The organism is Glutamicibacter sp. AGC46 (genome assembly GCF_053543715.1).
This window is the reverse complement of sequence record NZ_JBLVOJ010000012.1, coordinates 142,249-156,799: the sequence shown is the minus strand read 5'-3', so window position 1 is coordinate 156,799 and position 14,551 is coordinate 142,249. Positions and strand designations below refer to the sequence as shown.

The following is a 14,551-nucleotide window of genomic DNA, read 5'->3' as shown; positions in this document are numbered from 1 at the left end:
TTGGCGTACCAAACTGGTTTCATCGGCCCATGAATTGAATAATTAGAAGTATGCCTCTGACCGCCGCCATTTTGGAACCCTCGCAGTGGATGCCGCATGCCGCTGAGCATGAAGCACGGGCTCGGGCCTTTGGCGAACCTTTCGTGGAACGGCGGATGAAGGGCAAGAAGCATCCCATCGAGGACTTCCTGTTCACCTATTACACGCAAAAGCCGGGCCAGCTCTACCGCTGGCATCCAGGGATGAACGTGGTTCTAGCCGGAGACGCGGCCCAAGAACGCGGCGAGTGGAAGTTCTACCGCAGAGTCCAAACCGGCCACGGTACGGGATACCACTTCGATGCGGAGGCATTCGGCAAGGCGCGTGCCCGGGCCATCGAGTTTGCCCGCATCATTCTGGCCGGCACCGCGCAGCGGCCAGGAAACTTCTCCTGCTTCGGCCTGCATGAATGGGCGATGGCCTACAAATCCGAGGCCAACGGCATCCGCCATGAATACCTCCCGCTGCGCTTGGGTGCGCAGGGAACCGACGAAGTGGTGGAAACACACAAGATCCGTTGCACCCACTTCGATGCATTCCGCTTCTACACTCCCCAGGCGATCGAGCTCAACGAGCTGCAGCCGACCAGGGAAACCCAGCGCGACCTGGAACAGCCCGGTTGCCTGCACGCCAACATGGATCTGTACAAGTGGGCCTATAAGCTCTCCCCTGCGGTGCCAAGCGACTTGGTCATGGACTGCTTCGAGCTCGCCTGGGACATTCGCACCATGGATATGCAGGCGTCCCCCTATGATCTGGGCGATTGGGGCCATGAACCCATCCGCATTGAAACTCCCGAGGGCAAGGCCGCGTACGTGAGATTGCAAAAGGAATTTGCCCAGCGTGCCGACTCGCTGCGCAATCAATTGCTGGAAGTCGCCAACAACCTGCCAATCTTCCCGGAAGACTAGAACTTATTCGCGGCCGCAGGCAAGATTGATCCATGGTTACTGCACGGGGCCTTCGCCTGATTCCGGCCGGTATCGCGCTCGGCTGCGTGAGCCTCTCGCTGGCTTCCTGCGCCACCAGCATCGGACAGGGGCCGCAGACCCAATTGGAAATCACCATTCGCGATGACGGCAGCGAAATTTCACAGCAGTACTCCCTGGAATGCACCGGCGAACAAGCCGCTGAATCCAGCACATTGCCGAACGCATCCAAAGCTTGCTTGCAGCTCGAGCTTGAACCCGGTGCCATTGCCGGAGAAGTTGATCCCCAGGAAATCTGCACCGAAATATACGGTGGACCGCAACGGGCCGAAATAAGCGGAACCCTGCACGGCGAGACGGTGAATACGAGCTTTTCCCGGCATAACGGCTGCGCCATCGATCGTTGGGATGCCGCCTCGTTTCTACTCGGTTCCGTGAAAACATGAGTCGATAACCCCTGAATAACTGCGCGGAGAAACTAGAATAGTAAGACTATGGAGTTTTTCCTGCTGGTTATCGCGCTGCTATTCGCCACGATCTTGATTGTCGGCATCGGGGAACGCATTAAATTGCCCTACCCGATCTTGATGCTGATTTTCGCGACGCTGGCAGGTTTCTTGCCGTTCATGCCCGAAATGCATATTGAGCCCGAGCTGATCCTGCCGATCTTCTTGCCGCCTTTGCTTTTCGCTACGGCCCAGCGCAGCAGTTGGTCGGTGTTCCGCTTCCGCTGGAAGGCCCTGATCCGGCTGGCCGTGGTGCTCATCGTGGTGACAGCAGGCACCGTGGCCGCTACCGCGCTGGCCTTCTCCCCCATCGCTTCCATTCCGCTGGCATTGGCGTTGGGCGCAGTAGTGGCCCCGCCTGACCCGGTCGCGGTGGATGCGATTGCCACCAAGGTGAAAATGCCGCGGCGCCTGACGTCCCTGCTGGAAACCGAGGGCCTGTTCAACGACGCAATGGCCATCGTGATCTTCCAGCTGGCCGTCCAGGCAACCCTGAATGGCTCGGAAGTCGGACTCGAAATCATTCCGCAGTTCCTGCTCGGTGCCGCAGGGGCGGTAGTCCTGGGTCTGGCCATGGGCTGGGCCATCGGCGCCTTGAACCGTTTCGTTCCCAACCTGGCAGCGCGTTGCGCGGCCACCTTGGTGGCACCTTATGCGGTCTACATGATTGCGGAGGAGCTGCATATTTCAGGGGTCATCGCAGTGGTGGTGACGGCCCTTGAAATGGTGCGGCGGGACCGCCCACAGGACTCTGCCGAACGCCTAACCCGGCAATCCTTCTGGGAAGTGCTCGAGCTACTGGCCACCGGCCTGGCTTTCGGCTTGATGGGCATCGAGATGAACCAGGTGATCCAGGAGGAAGGCAGCAACCTGATCGGCTTCATCCCGGGCATCGCCGCGATCTGCTTCGTGGTCATCGCAGTGCGTGCGCTGTGGATGCTGGCGACCTACTACCTGCCCAACCGCAGCAAGCCCAAGATTCCTGCGCGCAAGGATGCGCTGGTGCTCACTTGGTGCGGCATGCGCGGGCTGGCGACTTTGGCCTTGGCCCTGGCACTGCCCAAGGTCGCAGCGGATGGATCGGCCATCGAGGGACGCAACTTCGTGGTGGTCGCCGCTTGCTCCGTCTTGCTGTGCACTTTGGTGCTCCCGGGCCTGACCTTGCCAGCGCTGATGCGCGTGCTGAAGCTGCGCAACAACGAGCAAGATGCCAAGCGTGCCCGCCGGGCCCTGGCCCGTCGCGCCGCGGCTGTCGCACTGGCGGCGCTGCGCAAGAACGTGCAGCTCGAAGAGCGGCCGGAGAATTACCAGCAGGCAGTGCGCCGGCGCATGAACTCGCTGCATACCATCCTGGCCAAGGACCCGGATCCGCACGATGCGATCTCGGACGAAAAGTACACGCAGATTCGCGCGGTGATCGCCAAGGCCGATTCGATCCAGGCCATCGCCCTGGAAGCCGCCCGCGACGAGCTGCTCAAGGCCCGCCGCGAACCGAATATCGACCCGCACATCGTTGACGAGATTGTCGGCCGCCTTGACCGACGCACCGCAACCCTGGATCGCTAGGCGGCCTTGCGCTCCAGCTTCACGATGACTTCGTAGTGGCTGGTCTGCGGGAACATGTCCATGACGCGAGCCTGCTGCGGAGCGTAGTTCTCCAAACGCTCCAGGTCCCTGGCCAGTGACTTCGCGTTGCAGCTGGAGTAAATGATGTGCTGGACATCGGACTCGTTCAGCCACTTCGATAGCTCTGCGGAGATACCGCGGCGCGGAGGATTCACGATTACCGCCTCTGGCGCCCAGCCGGCACCCAGCGCGAATTCGGTTGCGTCTTGGACCCTGAAATGGATGTCATCCAGCTCCATGGTCTTGGCGCTGGTCTTTGCCGATTCAACGGCTTCCCCGCTGGTCTCGATGCCGTACACGGTACGGTCCTCGGTAGCGCAATGCAGTGCGAAACCACCCACCCCGCTGTACAGATCCCAAACGCTTTCGGGGTTGGCATCGTTGATCCATTGGCGGGCCTGCCGGTACAAGGCGGCAGCGATCTCGCTGTTGGTCTGGAAGAAGCCCTGGGGGCGCAGGTGCATCGGTACGCCGTTCAGCCCGAATTCCAAGGTGGTTCGGCGGGTAAGAATGATTTCTTCTTCGCCTTCCAGCACTGCCTTGTGCTCAGGCAAGAAGTTCACCGACACCACGCTGTGGCGTGGAAGCTGCTCAAGGAATTGCGGCAGCGAATCACGCAGTGCCACAAAATGCTTCTTGGTGCGCAATACCCAACGGACCATCACCGAACCGGTATCCGACAGGGTGAGAATCACATGCTTGAGTTCGCCCTTGCGCTTGGGAACGTCGTAGGGAATGAGCTTCAGATCATGAATGAACTGCTCGATGACCGGGAATACGGCACGTAGCGGTGCTGCGATGACTCCGCAGTTGCGCAGATCGACACCGTGGCCGTCGGCATCCAGGATGCCGATGGTCGGCTGGCCGGTGGTTCCGGAAATGACCATTTTGGCTTTGTTGCGGAAGCCCTGTTCGCTACTGGCTTGGGGCGGAAGGAATTCCAGGCCTGGGAAGCCGGCCAGCAGCTGCTGGCAATCCGCTACCTTAGATTGCAGTTGCTGGGCGTAAGGCACCGTCATCAAGGCGCATGAGCGGCAACGGGAGGCAGAAAAGTAAAGGCATTCCATGGTGCTTATGATTTTAGCGAAGATCGGCCGGCACCGAGCACAGAGAAATCTTGGCGCTGATTGACCGCAAATTTTCAGCTTTGGCCGCTAAGCTCGCAATTGATCAAAAGTTACTGAGCAGAATCCCTGCATGATGCGAAAGCCATACGGGGAAGGGTTGTTTAACCGCGAAAGGACAGATGGCACTTCATACCGGGCTATCCACGCATCGCCGTGGCATTGCATTGCTTGCACTCCCCCTTGCTGCCGTGATCGGCGCCTGCACGAGTTGCGCCGCTTCTTCACCCCAGGCTCATGAAGTTTCTTCCACCCCGGTTCCCGCCCCGTCTTCCAGCAGTGCCACCGAAAAATCCCTGCCCGCTCCGAGCAAGGCCGCAGCAAGCTCCAGCGTCCCGCTTCCGGCTCCAACCGGGAACAATGCCACTGCTCCCACCACGACTCCGAGCAATTCAGCCAAGCAGCCCGCCGGCACTCCGGCCAAGCCCGAAAGCTCCAAGACATCGCTGTCGCCCCTGGCCTCGGGTGCCAACACTGGTGCCTCCATCAAGGCGCTTCCCAGTTCAGCGGCCGAAATGTCCAAGGCCACCACGCAGCTGTTCGCTGCAGTGAATCGAGGCAAGCTGAAGGACGTCAAGGCGGCGCTCAAGGATGGAGCTGACCTCGACGCGCAGGACGAGGCCGGTCGCACCGCGCTGATGCGTGCAGTCATCAACAAGAACCCTGCCATCGCCAAGACCCTCTTCGAAGCAGGCTCGGATCCCGACAAGAAGGACGACTTCTACGAGTCGCCGTTCCTGCGCGCGAGCGCCAATGGCCAGGTTGAAACGCTGAAGCTTCTCATTGACGGCGGGGCCGACCTCACGGCGGTGAATCGCATGGGCGGGACCGCTTTGACCGTCGCCAGCGAGAATGGCCGGGTTCAGGCCGTGCGCCAGTTGCTCCGCACCGATATCCCGGTAGACCAGGTTAATGACCTGGGCTGGACGGCCCTGCACGAAACCATTGTCCTGGGCCAGGGCACCGCCAATGCCATCACCATCGCGCGTTTGCTGATTATCAACGGGGCGGACCCGCATTTGGAGGACCACTCCGGTTCTGATGCATTCAAGCTAGCGCGTGAACGCCAGCAGAGCCAGATGCTGACCATGCTGCAGGCTGCAGCCAAGCGCTGAATCCTAGAGGGCGTCGAGGTAGAACCAGGCGCCGTCCTGCTTCACGAAGGTGCTGACCTCATGCTGCTGCGCTTCATGCCGGCCGTCGCGATAGTACGCAGCGAATTCAACCACCCCGCGGGAGGCCGCCGCGCCGCCAGCACGGGTTGAAATGATCTCCAAGCCGGTCCAGCGCATCCGCGAATCCACGTCCAGTTCCTTGGGCCTCGTGCTCTCATGCCAGGTCGCCAGCAAATACTGCGACAGCCCCAGCACGAAGGCGCTGTAGCGTGAGCGCATCAGCTGCTCCGCGGTCTGCGGCAGCAAGGAGCCATCTTCCCTTCCGTCATGCAAGGGCTTGCAGCAGTTTTCGTAGGACGGCTTCACAGCGTCCAGGACTCGGCAGGCGCAGACGGTTTGACTAGCATTTTTCACAGTTTCAGCATACGCGTCGAGCGCGCTTCGACAACCCGTGAGCCTAAGATCACATGACTTAAACCGCAGGATATCGGTGCTATCGCGCACAGGGACGTTTTCCCCATCACATTCACGGGTAGACTATGAAGGCAAGCTCGCGGAGCGCCAAATCCCCCTGGTGTGAGACGGCATCTCCGTGTGGCATTTAACTTAACCTCGCCAACAGGAGATATGCCGGATGCCCCGCATCGTTGTAGATGTCATGCTCAAGCCAGAAATCCTTGACCCTCAGGGCAAGGCCATCGCGGGAGCTCTTCCCCGCCTAGGCTTCACCTCCTTCGAAGCTGTCCGCCAGGGCAAGCGCTTTGAACTGTCCGTGGACGGCGAGGTGACCGAAGAAATCCTCGCCCAGGCTCGCGAGGCTGCAGAAACCCTGCTTTCCAACCCGGTGATCGAAGATGTCGTCAACGTCGAGGTATTCGAAGACTAATGAGCGCCGAACTTCCCCTGATTGGCGACTATTCAACGCCAAGCACTGAACTTTCCGGAGCGCGCATCGGCGTGGTGACCTTCCCGGGCACCCTCGATGACCGCGACGCCGCTCGCGCCGTGCGCGCAGCCGGTGCCGAAGCGGTGTCCCTGTGGCACGCCGACACCGACCTGCAGGATGTCGACGCCGTGGTGATCCCCGGCGGCTTCTCCTACGGCGACTACCTGCGCGCCGGCGCGATCTCCCGCTTCGCACCGATGATGGCGAAGATCGCAGATGCCGCGAACTCCGATGCCAAGCTGCCCGTGCTGGGCATCTGCAACGGTTTCCAGATCCTCACCGAGTCGCACCTGCTGCCCGGATCGATGATCAAGAACGACCACTTGAAGTTCATCTGCCGCGATCAGCTGCTGCGCGTGGAGAACAACCAGACCGCATGGACCAACGGCTTCGAAGCCGGCCAGGAAATCACCATCGTGCTGAAGAACCAGGATGGCCAGTACGTGGCCGACGAGAAGGTCCTGGACGAGCTCGAAGCTGAAAACCGCATCGCGTTCTCCTACATGGGCTGGAACCCGAACGGCTCGCGCCGCTCGATCGCCGGCGTGAGCAACAAGGCCGGCAACGTTGTCGGCCTGATGCCGCACCCGGAGCACGCCATTGAGGCCGGCTTCGGCCCGGACCACCGCGGCACCGACGGGCTGGCATTCTTCACCAGTGTTCTGACCCACCTTGTTGGAGGCAAAAAGTGAGCCAGGAAGCCACTAAGGAATTCAATATCGACACCGTCGATAACGCAGCGGGCACCCCGGATGTAGAACTGCCATGGGCAGAGCTGGGCCTGAAGGACAACGAGTTCGCCGAGATCGTGAAGATCCTGGGCCGTCGTCCGACCGCCGCTGAATTGGCCATGTACTCGGTCATGTGGTCCGAGCACTGCTCGTACAAGTCCACCAAGAACCACCTGCGCCAGTTCGGCCAGAAGGTCACCCCGGAAATGAAGAAGGACCTGATGGTCGGCATGGGCGAAAACGCCGGTGTCACCGACCTGGGCGACGGCTGGGCCGTGACCTTCAAGATCGAGTCCCACAACTCGCCTTCCTACGTCGAGCCGTACCAGGGTGCCGCTACCGGCATCGGCGGCATCGTGCGCGACATCATCTCCATGGGCGCCCGCCCGATCGCCGTGATGGATCCGCTGCGTTTCGGCGCGATCGACCACGAGGACTCGCAGCGCGTCGTGCACGGCGTGGTCTCGGGCATCGGCGGCTACGGCAACTCGCTGGGCCTGCCGAACATCGGCGGCGAAACCGTCTTCGACCCGATCTACCAGGGCAACCCGCTGGTCAACGCACTGGCCGTGGGCGCACTGCGCCACGAGGATCTGCGCCTGGCCAATGCCTCGGGCGTGGGCAACAAGGTCGTGCTCTTCGGTGCGCGCACCGGTGGCGACGGCATTGGCGGCGCGTCGGTGCTGGCCTCGGAGTCCTTCGACGACACCAAGCCCTCCAAGCGCCCTGCGGTGCAGGTGGGCGACCCGTTCGCCGAGAAGGTGCTCATCGAGTGCTGCCTGGAGCTGTTCAAGGCCTCGCTGGTCGAGGGCATCCAGGACCTGGGCGCTGCGGGCATCTCCTGCGCCACCAGCGAACTGGCCTCCAACGGCGAAGGCGGCATGCAGGTCGAGCTGACCAATGTGCTGCTGCGCGACTCCACCCTGACCCCGGGCGAAATCCTGATGTCGGAGTCCCAGGAACGCATGATGGCCGTAGTCACCCCGGAGAACATCGAGGCGTTCGAGGCCGTCATGGCCAAGTGGAACGTGGAGTTCTCCTGGCTGGGCGAGGTCACCGACACCGACCGGTTGATCATCACCTGGAATGGCGAAGTCATCGTGGATGTGGATCCGAAGACCGTCGCCCACGACGGCCCGGTCTACGACCGCCCGTATGCCCGCCCCCAGTGGCAGGATGCGCTGCAGGCTGACACCTTCAAGTCCTCGGAAGCCGGCGCCAACCTGCCAGCTACCGGCGAAGAGCTGAAGGCCGCCGCCCTGGAGCTGATCGCCAGCCCGAACATGTGCGACAAGTCCTGGATCACCAACCAGTACGACCGCTACGTCGGCGGCAACACCGCGCTGGCCGCCCCGGATGATGCCGGCGTGATCCGCATCGACGAGTCCACCGGACTCGGCGTGGCCATCGCCACCGATGCCAACGGCCGCTACACCTACCTGGACCCGTATGCCGGCGCCCAGCTGGCGCTGGCCGAGTCCTACCGCAACGTCGCCACCTCCGGTGCGATCCCTGCGGCGGTTTCGGACTGCCTGAACTACGGTTCCCCGGAGGACCCCGACGTCATGTGGCAGCTGGCCGAGGGCATCCGCGGCCTGTCCGATGCGTGCATGGAGCTCGGCGTACCGGTCACCGGCGGCAATGTCTCGCTGTACAACCAGACCGGCGACAAGGCCATCCACCCGACGCCTGTGGTGGCGACCCTGGGCAAGTTCGACGACGTCGCCCGCCGCACCCCTTCGGGCTGGCGCGAAGAGGCCGACGGCCAGGCCATCTACCTGATCGGCACCACCGCCGATGAGCTGGACGGCTCGGAGTTCGCCAACCTGCGCGGCCACCTCGGCGGCCTGCCGCCAAAGGTCGACCTGGCAGCCGAGAAGGCACTGGGCGCAATCCTGATCAATGCCAGCCGCGATGGCATGATCGACGCCGCGCACGACCTGTCCGAGGGCGGCCTGCTTGCAGCACTGTCCGAGATGGTCCTGCGCTACGGCGTCGGTGCCCGCGTGGCCCTGGACGAGATCAAGCAGCGTGACGGCATCGATTCCTTCACCGCGCTGTTCTCGGAGACCCAGGCCCGCGCCTTGGTTGCCGTTCCACGCAGCGAAGAGGTCCGCTTCAACGACATGACCAGCGCCCGCGGTGTCACCGTGGCCCGCATGGGCATTGTCGATGCGCAGTCCGGCGCCCTGGAAGTCCAGGGCGAGTTCACCGTATCGGTGGACGAGCTGCGCGAGGCTTCCGAGGGCACCATGAAGAAGTACTTCGGCTAGTTTCTGGCCCACCCCTGGACGGCGGTTCTCCTCATCGAGGAGAGCCGCCGTTTTGCATGCCTGGATGATGTGGCGCTAAGCAGTGCTCCAAGATCCGTTCCGCCACGAATCCGATGCGTTCTGGCGCCTGTGCGGCTGGGCTGGAGACCGGTCGAGGCGCAATTTCCGGATGTAGTTGACACGTCAATAACTTTAAGTCATGATTGATGCATCAACAAAGTTCTGGACTACAGGGAGCACGCAATGAACGCCTTCGAGAACATCGAATTCGGCCTCGACACCTTTGGCGACGTACCCAGCGACAAGTCAGGCAAGCTGGTAACCCATGCCCAGGGCATCCGCGCCACGGTCCAGGAAGCCATCGCGGCCGATCAGGCCGGCGTCGATGTGATCGCTGTCGGCGAGCACCACCGCCCGGAATACGCCATCTCCAGCCCCGAGACCGTTCTGGCGGGCATTGCCACGGCGACCGAGCGGATCCGCCTCGGATCCGGCGTGACCGTGCTGTCCTCCGACGATCCGGTCCGCGTCTTCCAGCGTTTCGCCACCGTAGATGCCTTGTCCAACGGACGTGCCGAGGTCATGCTGGGCCGCGGCTCCTTTACCGAGTCCTTCCCGTTGTTCGGCCATGACATGGCTGACTACGAACTGCTTTTCGACGAGAAGATCGACCTGTTCCACAAGCTGCTCGACGAGAAGCCGGTGACCTGGCAGGGAACCAAGCGTGCACCGCTGGAGGATATGGAAGTCTTCCCGAAGACCGAGTCCGGCCGCCTGAACACCTGGGTGGGCGTGGGCGGTTCCCCGCAGTCGGTCATCCGCACGGCGCACTACGGATTGCGCATGATGCTCGCTGTCATCGGCGGGTCCCCCGAGCGCTTCGCACCCTACATCGACCTGTACCGCCGGGCCAACGACCAGTTCGGCCACCCAACCCTGCCGGTGGGCCTGCACTCCCCCGGCTTCGTGGCAGATACCGACGAGTTGGCCCGCGAGCACATGTTCGACGCCTACAAGGAACAGCGTGACCGCATTGGTGCGTCCCGTGGCTGGAGCCCAATGGGCCGCGGTGAATTCGAGCACGAGATCAGCGAAGGCTCGCTGTACGTCGGCTCGCCGGAAACCGTGGCCCGCAAGATCGCCAAGACCCTCAAGACCTTGGATATCGGCCGTTTCGATTTGATCTACTCCGGCGGCGCGGTAGAAGCTGGCGCCCGCTTGCGTGCCGTGGAACTCTACGGCGAGAAGGTCATCCCGCTGGTACGCGAAATGCTTTCCGAGAGCTAGACCCGGATTCGAAGACATGCCTGAAGGAGAGAAATGACACAGCAGACCATCGGCATCCTCGGCGCCGGGAAGATCGGCACGGTCCTGGCCCGCCGCGCCTTGCAGGCCGGCTACAAGGTGCTCATCGCCGGCTCCGGCGACCCCGGCGCCATTGCCCTGACCATCGAGATCCTGACTCCGGGCGCGCTGGCCGTGGATCCGGCAACCGCCGCGCGGGAAGCCGACATTGCCATACTGGCCCTGCCGCTGGGCAAGTACCGGAATATCCCGGTTGCCGAGCTCGAAGGCAAGCTGGTCATCGACGCCATGAACTACTGGTGGGAAACGGATGGCATCCGCGAGGACCTGAACGGCCCTCAGGTCTCCACCAGCAATTTGATCCAGGAGTTCCTGCCAGGTTCGCGGGTCGTCAAGGCCTTCAACCACATGGGCTACCACGACCTCGAGGACGAGTCCCGTCCAGCCGGCGCCGAGCGCCGCAAGGCCATCGCGCTGGCCGGCGATCTGGACTCCGACGTTGACCAGGCAGCCCGGATCGTTGATGATTTCGGCTTTGACCCGCTGCCGATAGGCTCCCTGGCTGAAGGCTTGCGCCTGCAGCCTGGCCAGCCTGCCTTCGGCGCGAACAAGCCGCGGGCCGAGCTCGCAGCGCTCATCGACGCCGCCCAGATCCAGGCCTCAGCCGAGCTGCGCTAGCACCTCGTTCAGCGCTTCGGTGGACGAGGGATGGGTGAAGATCTGGTCGCGCAGTGCAGCGGCAGTCATTCGCTGCCGCATGGCCAGCGCCACCAGATTCACCACTTCCTGGGAGTCCACGTGCATCAGCGCCGCTCCGAGGATCTTCTCGCTGCGCGCATCGACAACGAACTTGATGATGCCCCGCGGGTCGCCCACGATCTTAGGGCGTGGCATGGCGGCGATCTCGGAAACTTTCTTCACCGCGATCCTGACCTGCAGCCCCTGTTGTTCAGCCTGTTCCTCGCTCAAGCCGACGCGAGCCAGCGGCGGGGTGGTGAAGATGGTGTACGGAACAGCAACCCGGTCCTTGGTGCTGCGTGTTCCGTCTCCCAGCAGCCCGCTGGCCACGACCCGGTGATCGTCGAGCGAGACATAGGTGAACTGGGGACCGCCGTTGGCGTCGCCCAGGGCATAGATGCCCTGGACATTGGTGGACAGGAACTCGTCCACGACGACTTCCCCGCGGGTGCCCGTCCGGACCCCGGCGGCTTCCAGCCCCAGGCCGGCAGTATTCGGCACCCGCCCCAGGACAATCAGCACCGCATCCGCCTTCAGCTGGTGCATCCGGCCCTGGCGTTCGTAGCTGACGGTGGCGCCATGCTCGTCCTGGCTGATCGAACGCACCGAAGCAGAACTGGTGATCACGGCGCCGGCGTCTTCCAGGCAGGACTGGACTTCCCGGGCCACATCCGGGTCTTCCTTGGACAGTGCACGGCTTCCGCGATCCAGCACCGTGACTTTCGATCCGAACTGGGCAAACATGGAGGCGAACTCGATGCCGACATATCCCCCGCCCACCACAGCCAGGGTCTTGGGCAGCTGGGCATGCTGGATCGTTGTGGAATCATGGACCCGCCCGTCGATCTGCGCCCCTTGAATATCCGGGACCGCGGGAAGCGCGCCGGTGTTGATGATGATCTTCGCCGCGCTCAGCTCCAGCTCATCGGAACCGGCAGTGACCCTGACGCTTCGAGGTCCGGTGAATGCGGCCTTGCCGTTGACCAGCAGCACCGACTCCAGGTCGTCGAGCATGGAGAAATTCTTGGCGCGCATCATGGCAGTGAGCTTGTCCCGGCGCTGGACGGCGGCTTGGAAGACCTGCTGGTCGTATCCGGCGCCATCGCGGGATTCGGCATCGTGGATCAAGGCCTTGGTCGGCACGCAACCGATATTGATGCAGGTGCCGCCATGCATCTGGGTGGACTGCTCGATTAACGCCACCCGCTGCCCGGCCCGGGCCAGGGTGCCTGCCAGGGTCTTGCCGCCTTTGCCCCACCCGATGATGATCGCGTCGAGTTGTCCGTCCGCGCTTGCTGAACCCACGATGAACCCCTAGCTGTTGCCGCCTTGTCCTAGCACGAGTCTTGTTCGCGCAGGCCGCTTGCGTCAACCTTTGCCCGGACAGCCCGGAGATGAAAAATGGCGGACCACACCTTCTACAAGATGCGATCCGCCAGTTACAGGACGCTCACCTGGCTATTGGCCGGCACGGCCACGAGCAGCTGATTCGATGAGGTTATCGCCGGGCAGTGCAGCACCCGAGGCCACTGCCTCGATCCAGGTAGCGGTCGGGGCCACCGCAGCCCAGCTGGAATTCAGCACGGCCATCAGGGTTTCATGCACCTGCTGGGCGGGGATGGAACCGGCAGCGTTGACAATGTCGATCGCGCCGGTAGCATCGGAGAGCACTTCCACGGCGAACCCCAGCGGTTCGGCAGCCGCGGCAGAACCGATCACGCAGTTATTGGTCATGTAGCCCACCAGGGTCAACGTGGTGATTTCACGCTCGCGAAGCCACTCTTCCAGGCCTGTACCCGCGAAGATGCTGGCATAGTTCTTGGAGAATTGGTGCTCTGCAGCTTCCATCCGATCCTGGATCTGCGGGTGCAGGGCATAGGTAGCGGATTCCGGGGCGAAGACGGGGAATCCCTCGGGCGCTTGGTGCTGCACGACAACCACCGGGATCCCGGCCTTTGCCGCTTCGTCCATGGCATTGGCGATGGTGGCTACCGACTGCTCGCGATCCGGGTACTGGATCTGCAGCAGGCCATCAAAGTATTCCTGCTGTGCGTCGATGACGATTAGTGCTCTGCGTGGTGCGGACATAGTGAGTTCCTCTTTCCGATGTGTCGAGATGGCGCCATACGGCACCGGGTGTTTCAGGTTTTATTTAGCCGGCCGGTAGTGCTGGGCCATGAGCTGCACGGTTTGCACCGCTGCGCCAGGGGTGTGGCTGCCAAGGACCATCATCAACTCATCCGCTCCGGTCCGCTGCTGCAGCGCTTCCAGGCGCTGGGCCACTTCGGAAGGCGTGCCGGCCAGGGTGCGGTTGGTGTACATGTCAATGATCGCTCGCTCATTGAGCGTGGCCGGATATCCTGCGACCTCCTGGGCGGATAGCAGTGCAAAGGGTTCACGCTTGAACATCCGCAGCATGGCCATCGCCATGGTCGAGGCCTCGGCACGGGCGTATTCTGGATCCTCGGCCGCGATGACGCTTTGGCTGATGAGCACGTACGGACGGTCGAGCACTGCCGACGGCACGAAGTTCTCGCGGTAGATGCGCAGCGCGGTGTCGATATCGGCATCGCCGAACTGCAAGGCGAAGGCGTAGGGCCGGCCCAGCCGCGCGGCCAGCTGCGCCGAATACGGCGAGGAGCCCAGGATCCACAACGGGGTCTGCGTTTCCGGTGCGGGCAGGCAGTTCTGCTCGTTCTGCCACGGGCCGGGCACTGCATGGACTTCGCTGTAGGGGTGCCCTGCGGGGAAATCATCATTCAGGAATCCCACCAGCTCGGCCAGTTGCTCGTCGAAGGTTTCGTTGGCTCCGGTTCCGCGGCGCAACGCGGCCGCGGTGGCCCCATCGGTACCTGGCGCGCGCCCGACACCCAGGTCGATGCGCCCCGGAGCCAGCGCTTCGAGCATGCCAACCTGCTCCGCGACCACCAGCGGCGCATGGTTGGGCAGCATCACTCCACCCGCGCCCAACCTGATCCGCTGGGTGTCGGCGGTAAGCCGGGCCATCATCAGCAGCGGCGATGCCACGGACAGCGCGGGCATGGCATGGTGCTCGGACATCCAGAAACGGTGATATCCGGATTGATCCGCAGCCTTGGCGATATCGATGGTGTCCTGCAGGCCATCTTGGGCGGTTTGCCCTACACCGGGTCCGCCTCCGGTGTGAACCGACAGGGCGAAGGGAGCGGAGCCGAATCGTGGCACTGGCTGCAAGGCCAA

14 protein-coding genes are annotated in these 14,551 nt (G+C 62.8%); 9 read left to right on the top strand and 5 right to left on the bottom strand.

Annotation, left to right across the window (positions count from 1 at the left end):
- Positions 1 to 50 precede the first annotated feature (50 nt).
- Genes ACNPM8_RS08925 through ACNPM8_RS08915 form a run of 3 tightly spaced genes read left to right on the top strand, consistent with a single transcriptional unit; the run spans position 51 to position 3,040 of the window.
- Positions 51 to 950 carry a 3-methyladenine DNA glycosylase gene (locus ACNPM8_RS08925; protein WP_105657983.1) on the top strand — a complete coding sequence of 300 codons (900 nt, stop codon included), beginning with the start codon at positions 51 to 53 and terminating at the stop codon, positions 948 to 950.
- 32 nt (positions 951 to 982) lie between these two features.
- On the top strand, positions 983 to 1,414 hold the full coding sequence (locus tag ACNPM8_RS08920; RefSeq protein ID WP_105657982.1) for a hypothetical protein: 432 nt from the start codon (positions 983 to 985) through the stop codon (positions 1,412 to 1,414).
- Positions 1,415 to 1,462: 48 nt separating this feature from the next.
- On the top strand, positions 1,463 to 3,040 hold the full coding sequence (locus tag ACNPM8_RS08915) for a cation:proton antiporter (RefSeq protein WP_448939697.1): 1,578 nt from the start codon (positions 1,463 to 1,465) through the stop codon (positions 3,038 to 3,040).
- Here the strand turns inward: ACNPM8_RS08915 and ACNPM8_RS08910 are convergent.
- Positions 3,037 to 4,167, bottom strand: a complete 1,131-nt coding sequence (locus tag ACNPM8_RS08910) for a methyltransferase domain-containing protein (protein WP_400343106.1) — start codon at positions 4,165 to 4,167, stop codon at positions 3,037 to 3,039. The two genes, ACNPM8_RS08915 and ACNPM8_RS08910, sit on opposite strands and share 4 nt — an antisense overlap.
- Before the next feature lie 179 nt (positions 4,168 to 4,346).
- Here ACNPM8_RS08910 and ACNPM8_RS08905 point away from each other — a divergent pair, with 179 nt between their 5' ends.
- Complete coding sequence (locus tag ACNPM8_RS08905) at positions 4,347 to 5,339, top strand: ankyrin repeat domain-containing protein (RefSeq protein ID WP_388024565.1); 993 nt, start codon at positions 4,347 to 4,349, stop codon at positions 5,337 to 5,339.
- Positions 5,340 to 5,342: 3 nt separating this feature from the next.
- Here the strand turns inward: ACNPM8_RS08905 and ACNPM8_RS08900 are convergent, their stop codons facing one another.
- Positions 5,343 to 5,753 carry a YchJ family protein gene (locus ACNPM8_RS08900; RefSeq protein ID WP_400343108.1) on the bottom strand — a complete coding sequence of 137 codons (411 nt, stop codon included), beginning with the start codon at positions 5,751 to 5,753 and terminating at the stop codon, positions 5,343 to 5,345.
- A gap of 220 nt (positions 5,754 to 5,973) precedes the next feature.
- Here ACNPM8_RS08900 and purS point away from each other — a divergent pair, with 220 nt between their 5' ends.
- The 5 genes from purS to ACNPM8_RS08875 all read left to right on the top strand — a co-directional run bounded on the left by purS (position 5,974) and on the right by ACNPM8_RS08875 (position 11,272).
- Positions 5,974 to 6,225: a phosphoribosylformylglycinamidine synthase subunit PurS gene (gene purS, locus ACNPM8_RS08895; protein ID WP_102598679.1), complete on the top strand. Its 252-nt coding sequence runs from the start codon at positions 5,974 to 5,976 to the stop codon at positions 6,223 to 6,225.
- Entirely contained in the window at positions 6,225 to 6,977 is a 753-nt protein-coding gene (purQ, locus tag ACNPM8_RS08890) for a phosphoribosylformylglycinamidine synthase subunit PurQ (RefSeq protein WP_402735279.1), read from the top strand. Before purS ends, purQ begins: the two co-directional genes overlap by 1 nt.
- Positions 6,974 to 9,289, top strand: a complete 2,316-nt coding sequence (purL, locus tag ACNPM8_RS08885) for a phosphoribosylformylglycinamidine synthase subunit PurL (RefSeq protein ID WP_448939696.1) — start codon at positions 6,974 to 6,976, stop codon at positions 9,287 to 9,289. The genes purQ and purL overlap by 4 nt, the downstream gene beginning before the upstream one ends.
- 243 nt (positions 9,290 to 9,532) lie before the next feature.
- The gene (locus ACNPM8_RS08880; protein ID WP_448939695.1) at positions 9,533 to 10,576 is read left to right on the top strand and encodes an LLM class flavin-dependent oxidoreductase; all 1,044 of its coding nucleotides are present in this window, start codon (positions 9,533 to 9,535) and stop codon (positions 10,574 to 10,576) included.
- A 33-nt stretch (positions 10,577 to 10,609) separates the two neighbouring features.
- Positions 10,610 to 11,272 (top strand): NADPH-dependent F420 reductase, encoded by a 663-nt coding sequence (locus ACNPM8_RS08875; RefSeq protein ID WP_448939694.1) that lies wholly within the window; start codon positions 10,610 to 10,612, stop codon positions 11,270 to 11,272.
- Here the strand turns inward: ACNPM8_RS08875 and ACNPM8_RS08870 are convergent.
- The 3 genes from ACNPM8_RS08870 to ACNPM8_RS08860 all read right to left on the bottom strand — a co-directional run bounded on the left by ACNPM8_RS08870 (position 11,255) and on the right by ACNPM8_RS08860 (position 14,551).
- Positions 11,255 to 12,637, bottom strand: a complete 1,383-nt coding sequence (locus tag ACNPM8_RS08870) for an FAD-dependent oxidoreductase (protein ID WP_448939693.1) — start codon at positions 12,635 to 12,637, stop codon at positions 11,255 to 11,257. The two genes, ACNPM8_RS08875 and ACNPM8_RS08870, sit on opposite strands and share 18 nt — an antisense overlap.
- Positions 12,638 to 12,790: 153 nt before the next feature.
- Positions 12,791 to 13,420, bottom strand: coding sequence for a cysteine hydrolase family protein (locus ACNPM8_RS08865; protein WP_105662391.1), 630 nt, complete (start codon positions 13,418 to 13,420; stop codon positions 12,791 to 12,793).
- A gap of 60 nt (positions 13,421 to 13,480) precedes the next feature.
- On the bottom strand, positions 13,481 to 14,551 hold the full coding sequence (locus tag ACNPM8_RS08860; protein WP_448939692.1) for an LLM class flavin-dependent oxidoreductase: 1,071 nt from the start codon (positions 14,549 to 14,551) through the stop codon (positions 13,481 to 13,483).

Bases quoted from the DNA above. Each gene is read 5' to 3' on its own strand.
- ACNPM8_RS08925 (WP_105657983.1), top strand. From the start codon at position 51: ATGCCTCTGACCGCCGCCATTTTGGAACCCTCGCAGTGGATGCCGCAT.
- ACNPM8_RS08880 (WP_448939695.1), top strand. From the start codon at position 9,533: ATGAACGCCTTCGAGAACATCGAATTCGGCCTCGACACCTTTGGCGAC.
- purS (WP_102598679.1), top strand. From the start codon at position 5,974: ATGCCCCGCATCGTTGTAGATGTCATGCTCAAGCCAGAAATCCTTGAC.
- ACNPM8_RS08920 (WP_105657982.1), top strand. From the start codon at position 983: ATGGTTACTGCACGGGGCCTTCGCCTGATTCCGGCCGGTATCGCGCTC.
- ACNPM8_RS08875 (WP_448939694.1), top strand. From the start codon at position 10,610: ATGACACAGCAGACCATCGGCATCCTCGGCGCCGGGAAGATCGGCACG.
- purQ (WP_402735279.1), top strand. From the start codon at position 6,225: ATGAGCGCCGAACTTCCCCTGATTGGCGACTATTCAACGCCAAGCACT.
- ACNPM8_RS08865 (WP_105662391.1), bottom strand. From the start codon at position 13,420: ATGTCCGCACCACGCAGAGCACTAATCGTCATCGACGCACAGCAGGAA.
- ACNPM8_RS08910 (WP_400343106.1), bottom strand. From the start codon at position 4,167: ATGGAATGCCTTTACTTTTCTGCCTCCCGTTGCCGCTCATGCGCCTTG.
- ACNPM8_RS08905 (WP_388024565.1), top strand. From the start codon at position 4,347: ATGGCACTTCATACCGGGCTATCCACGCATCGCCGTGGCATTGCATTG.
- ACNPM8_RS08915 (WP_448939697.1), top strand. From the start codon at position 1,463: ATGGAGTTTTTCCTGCTGGTTATCGCGCTGCTATTCGCCACGATCTTG.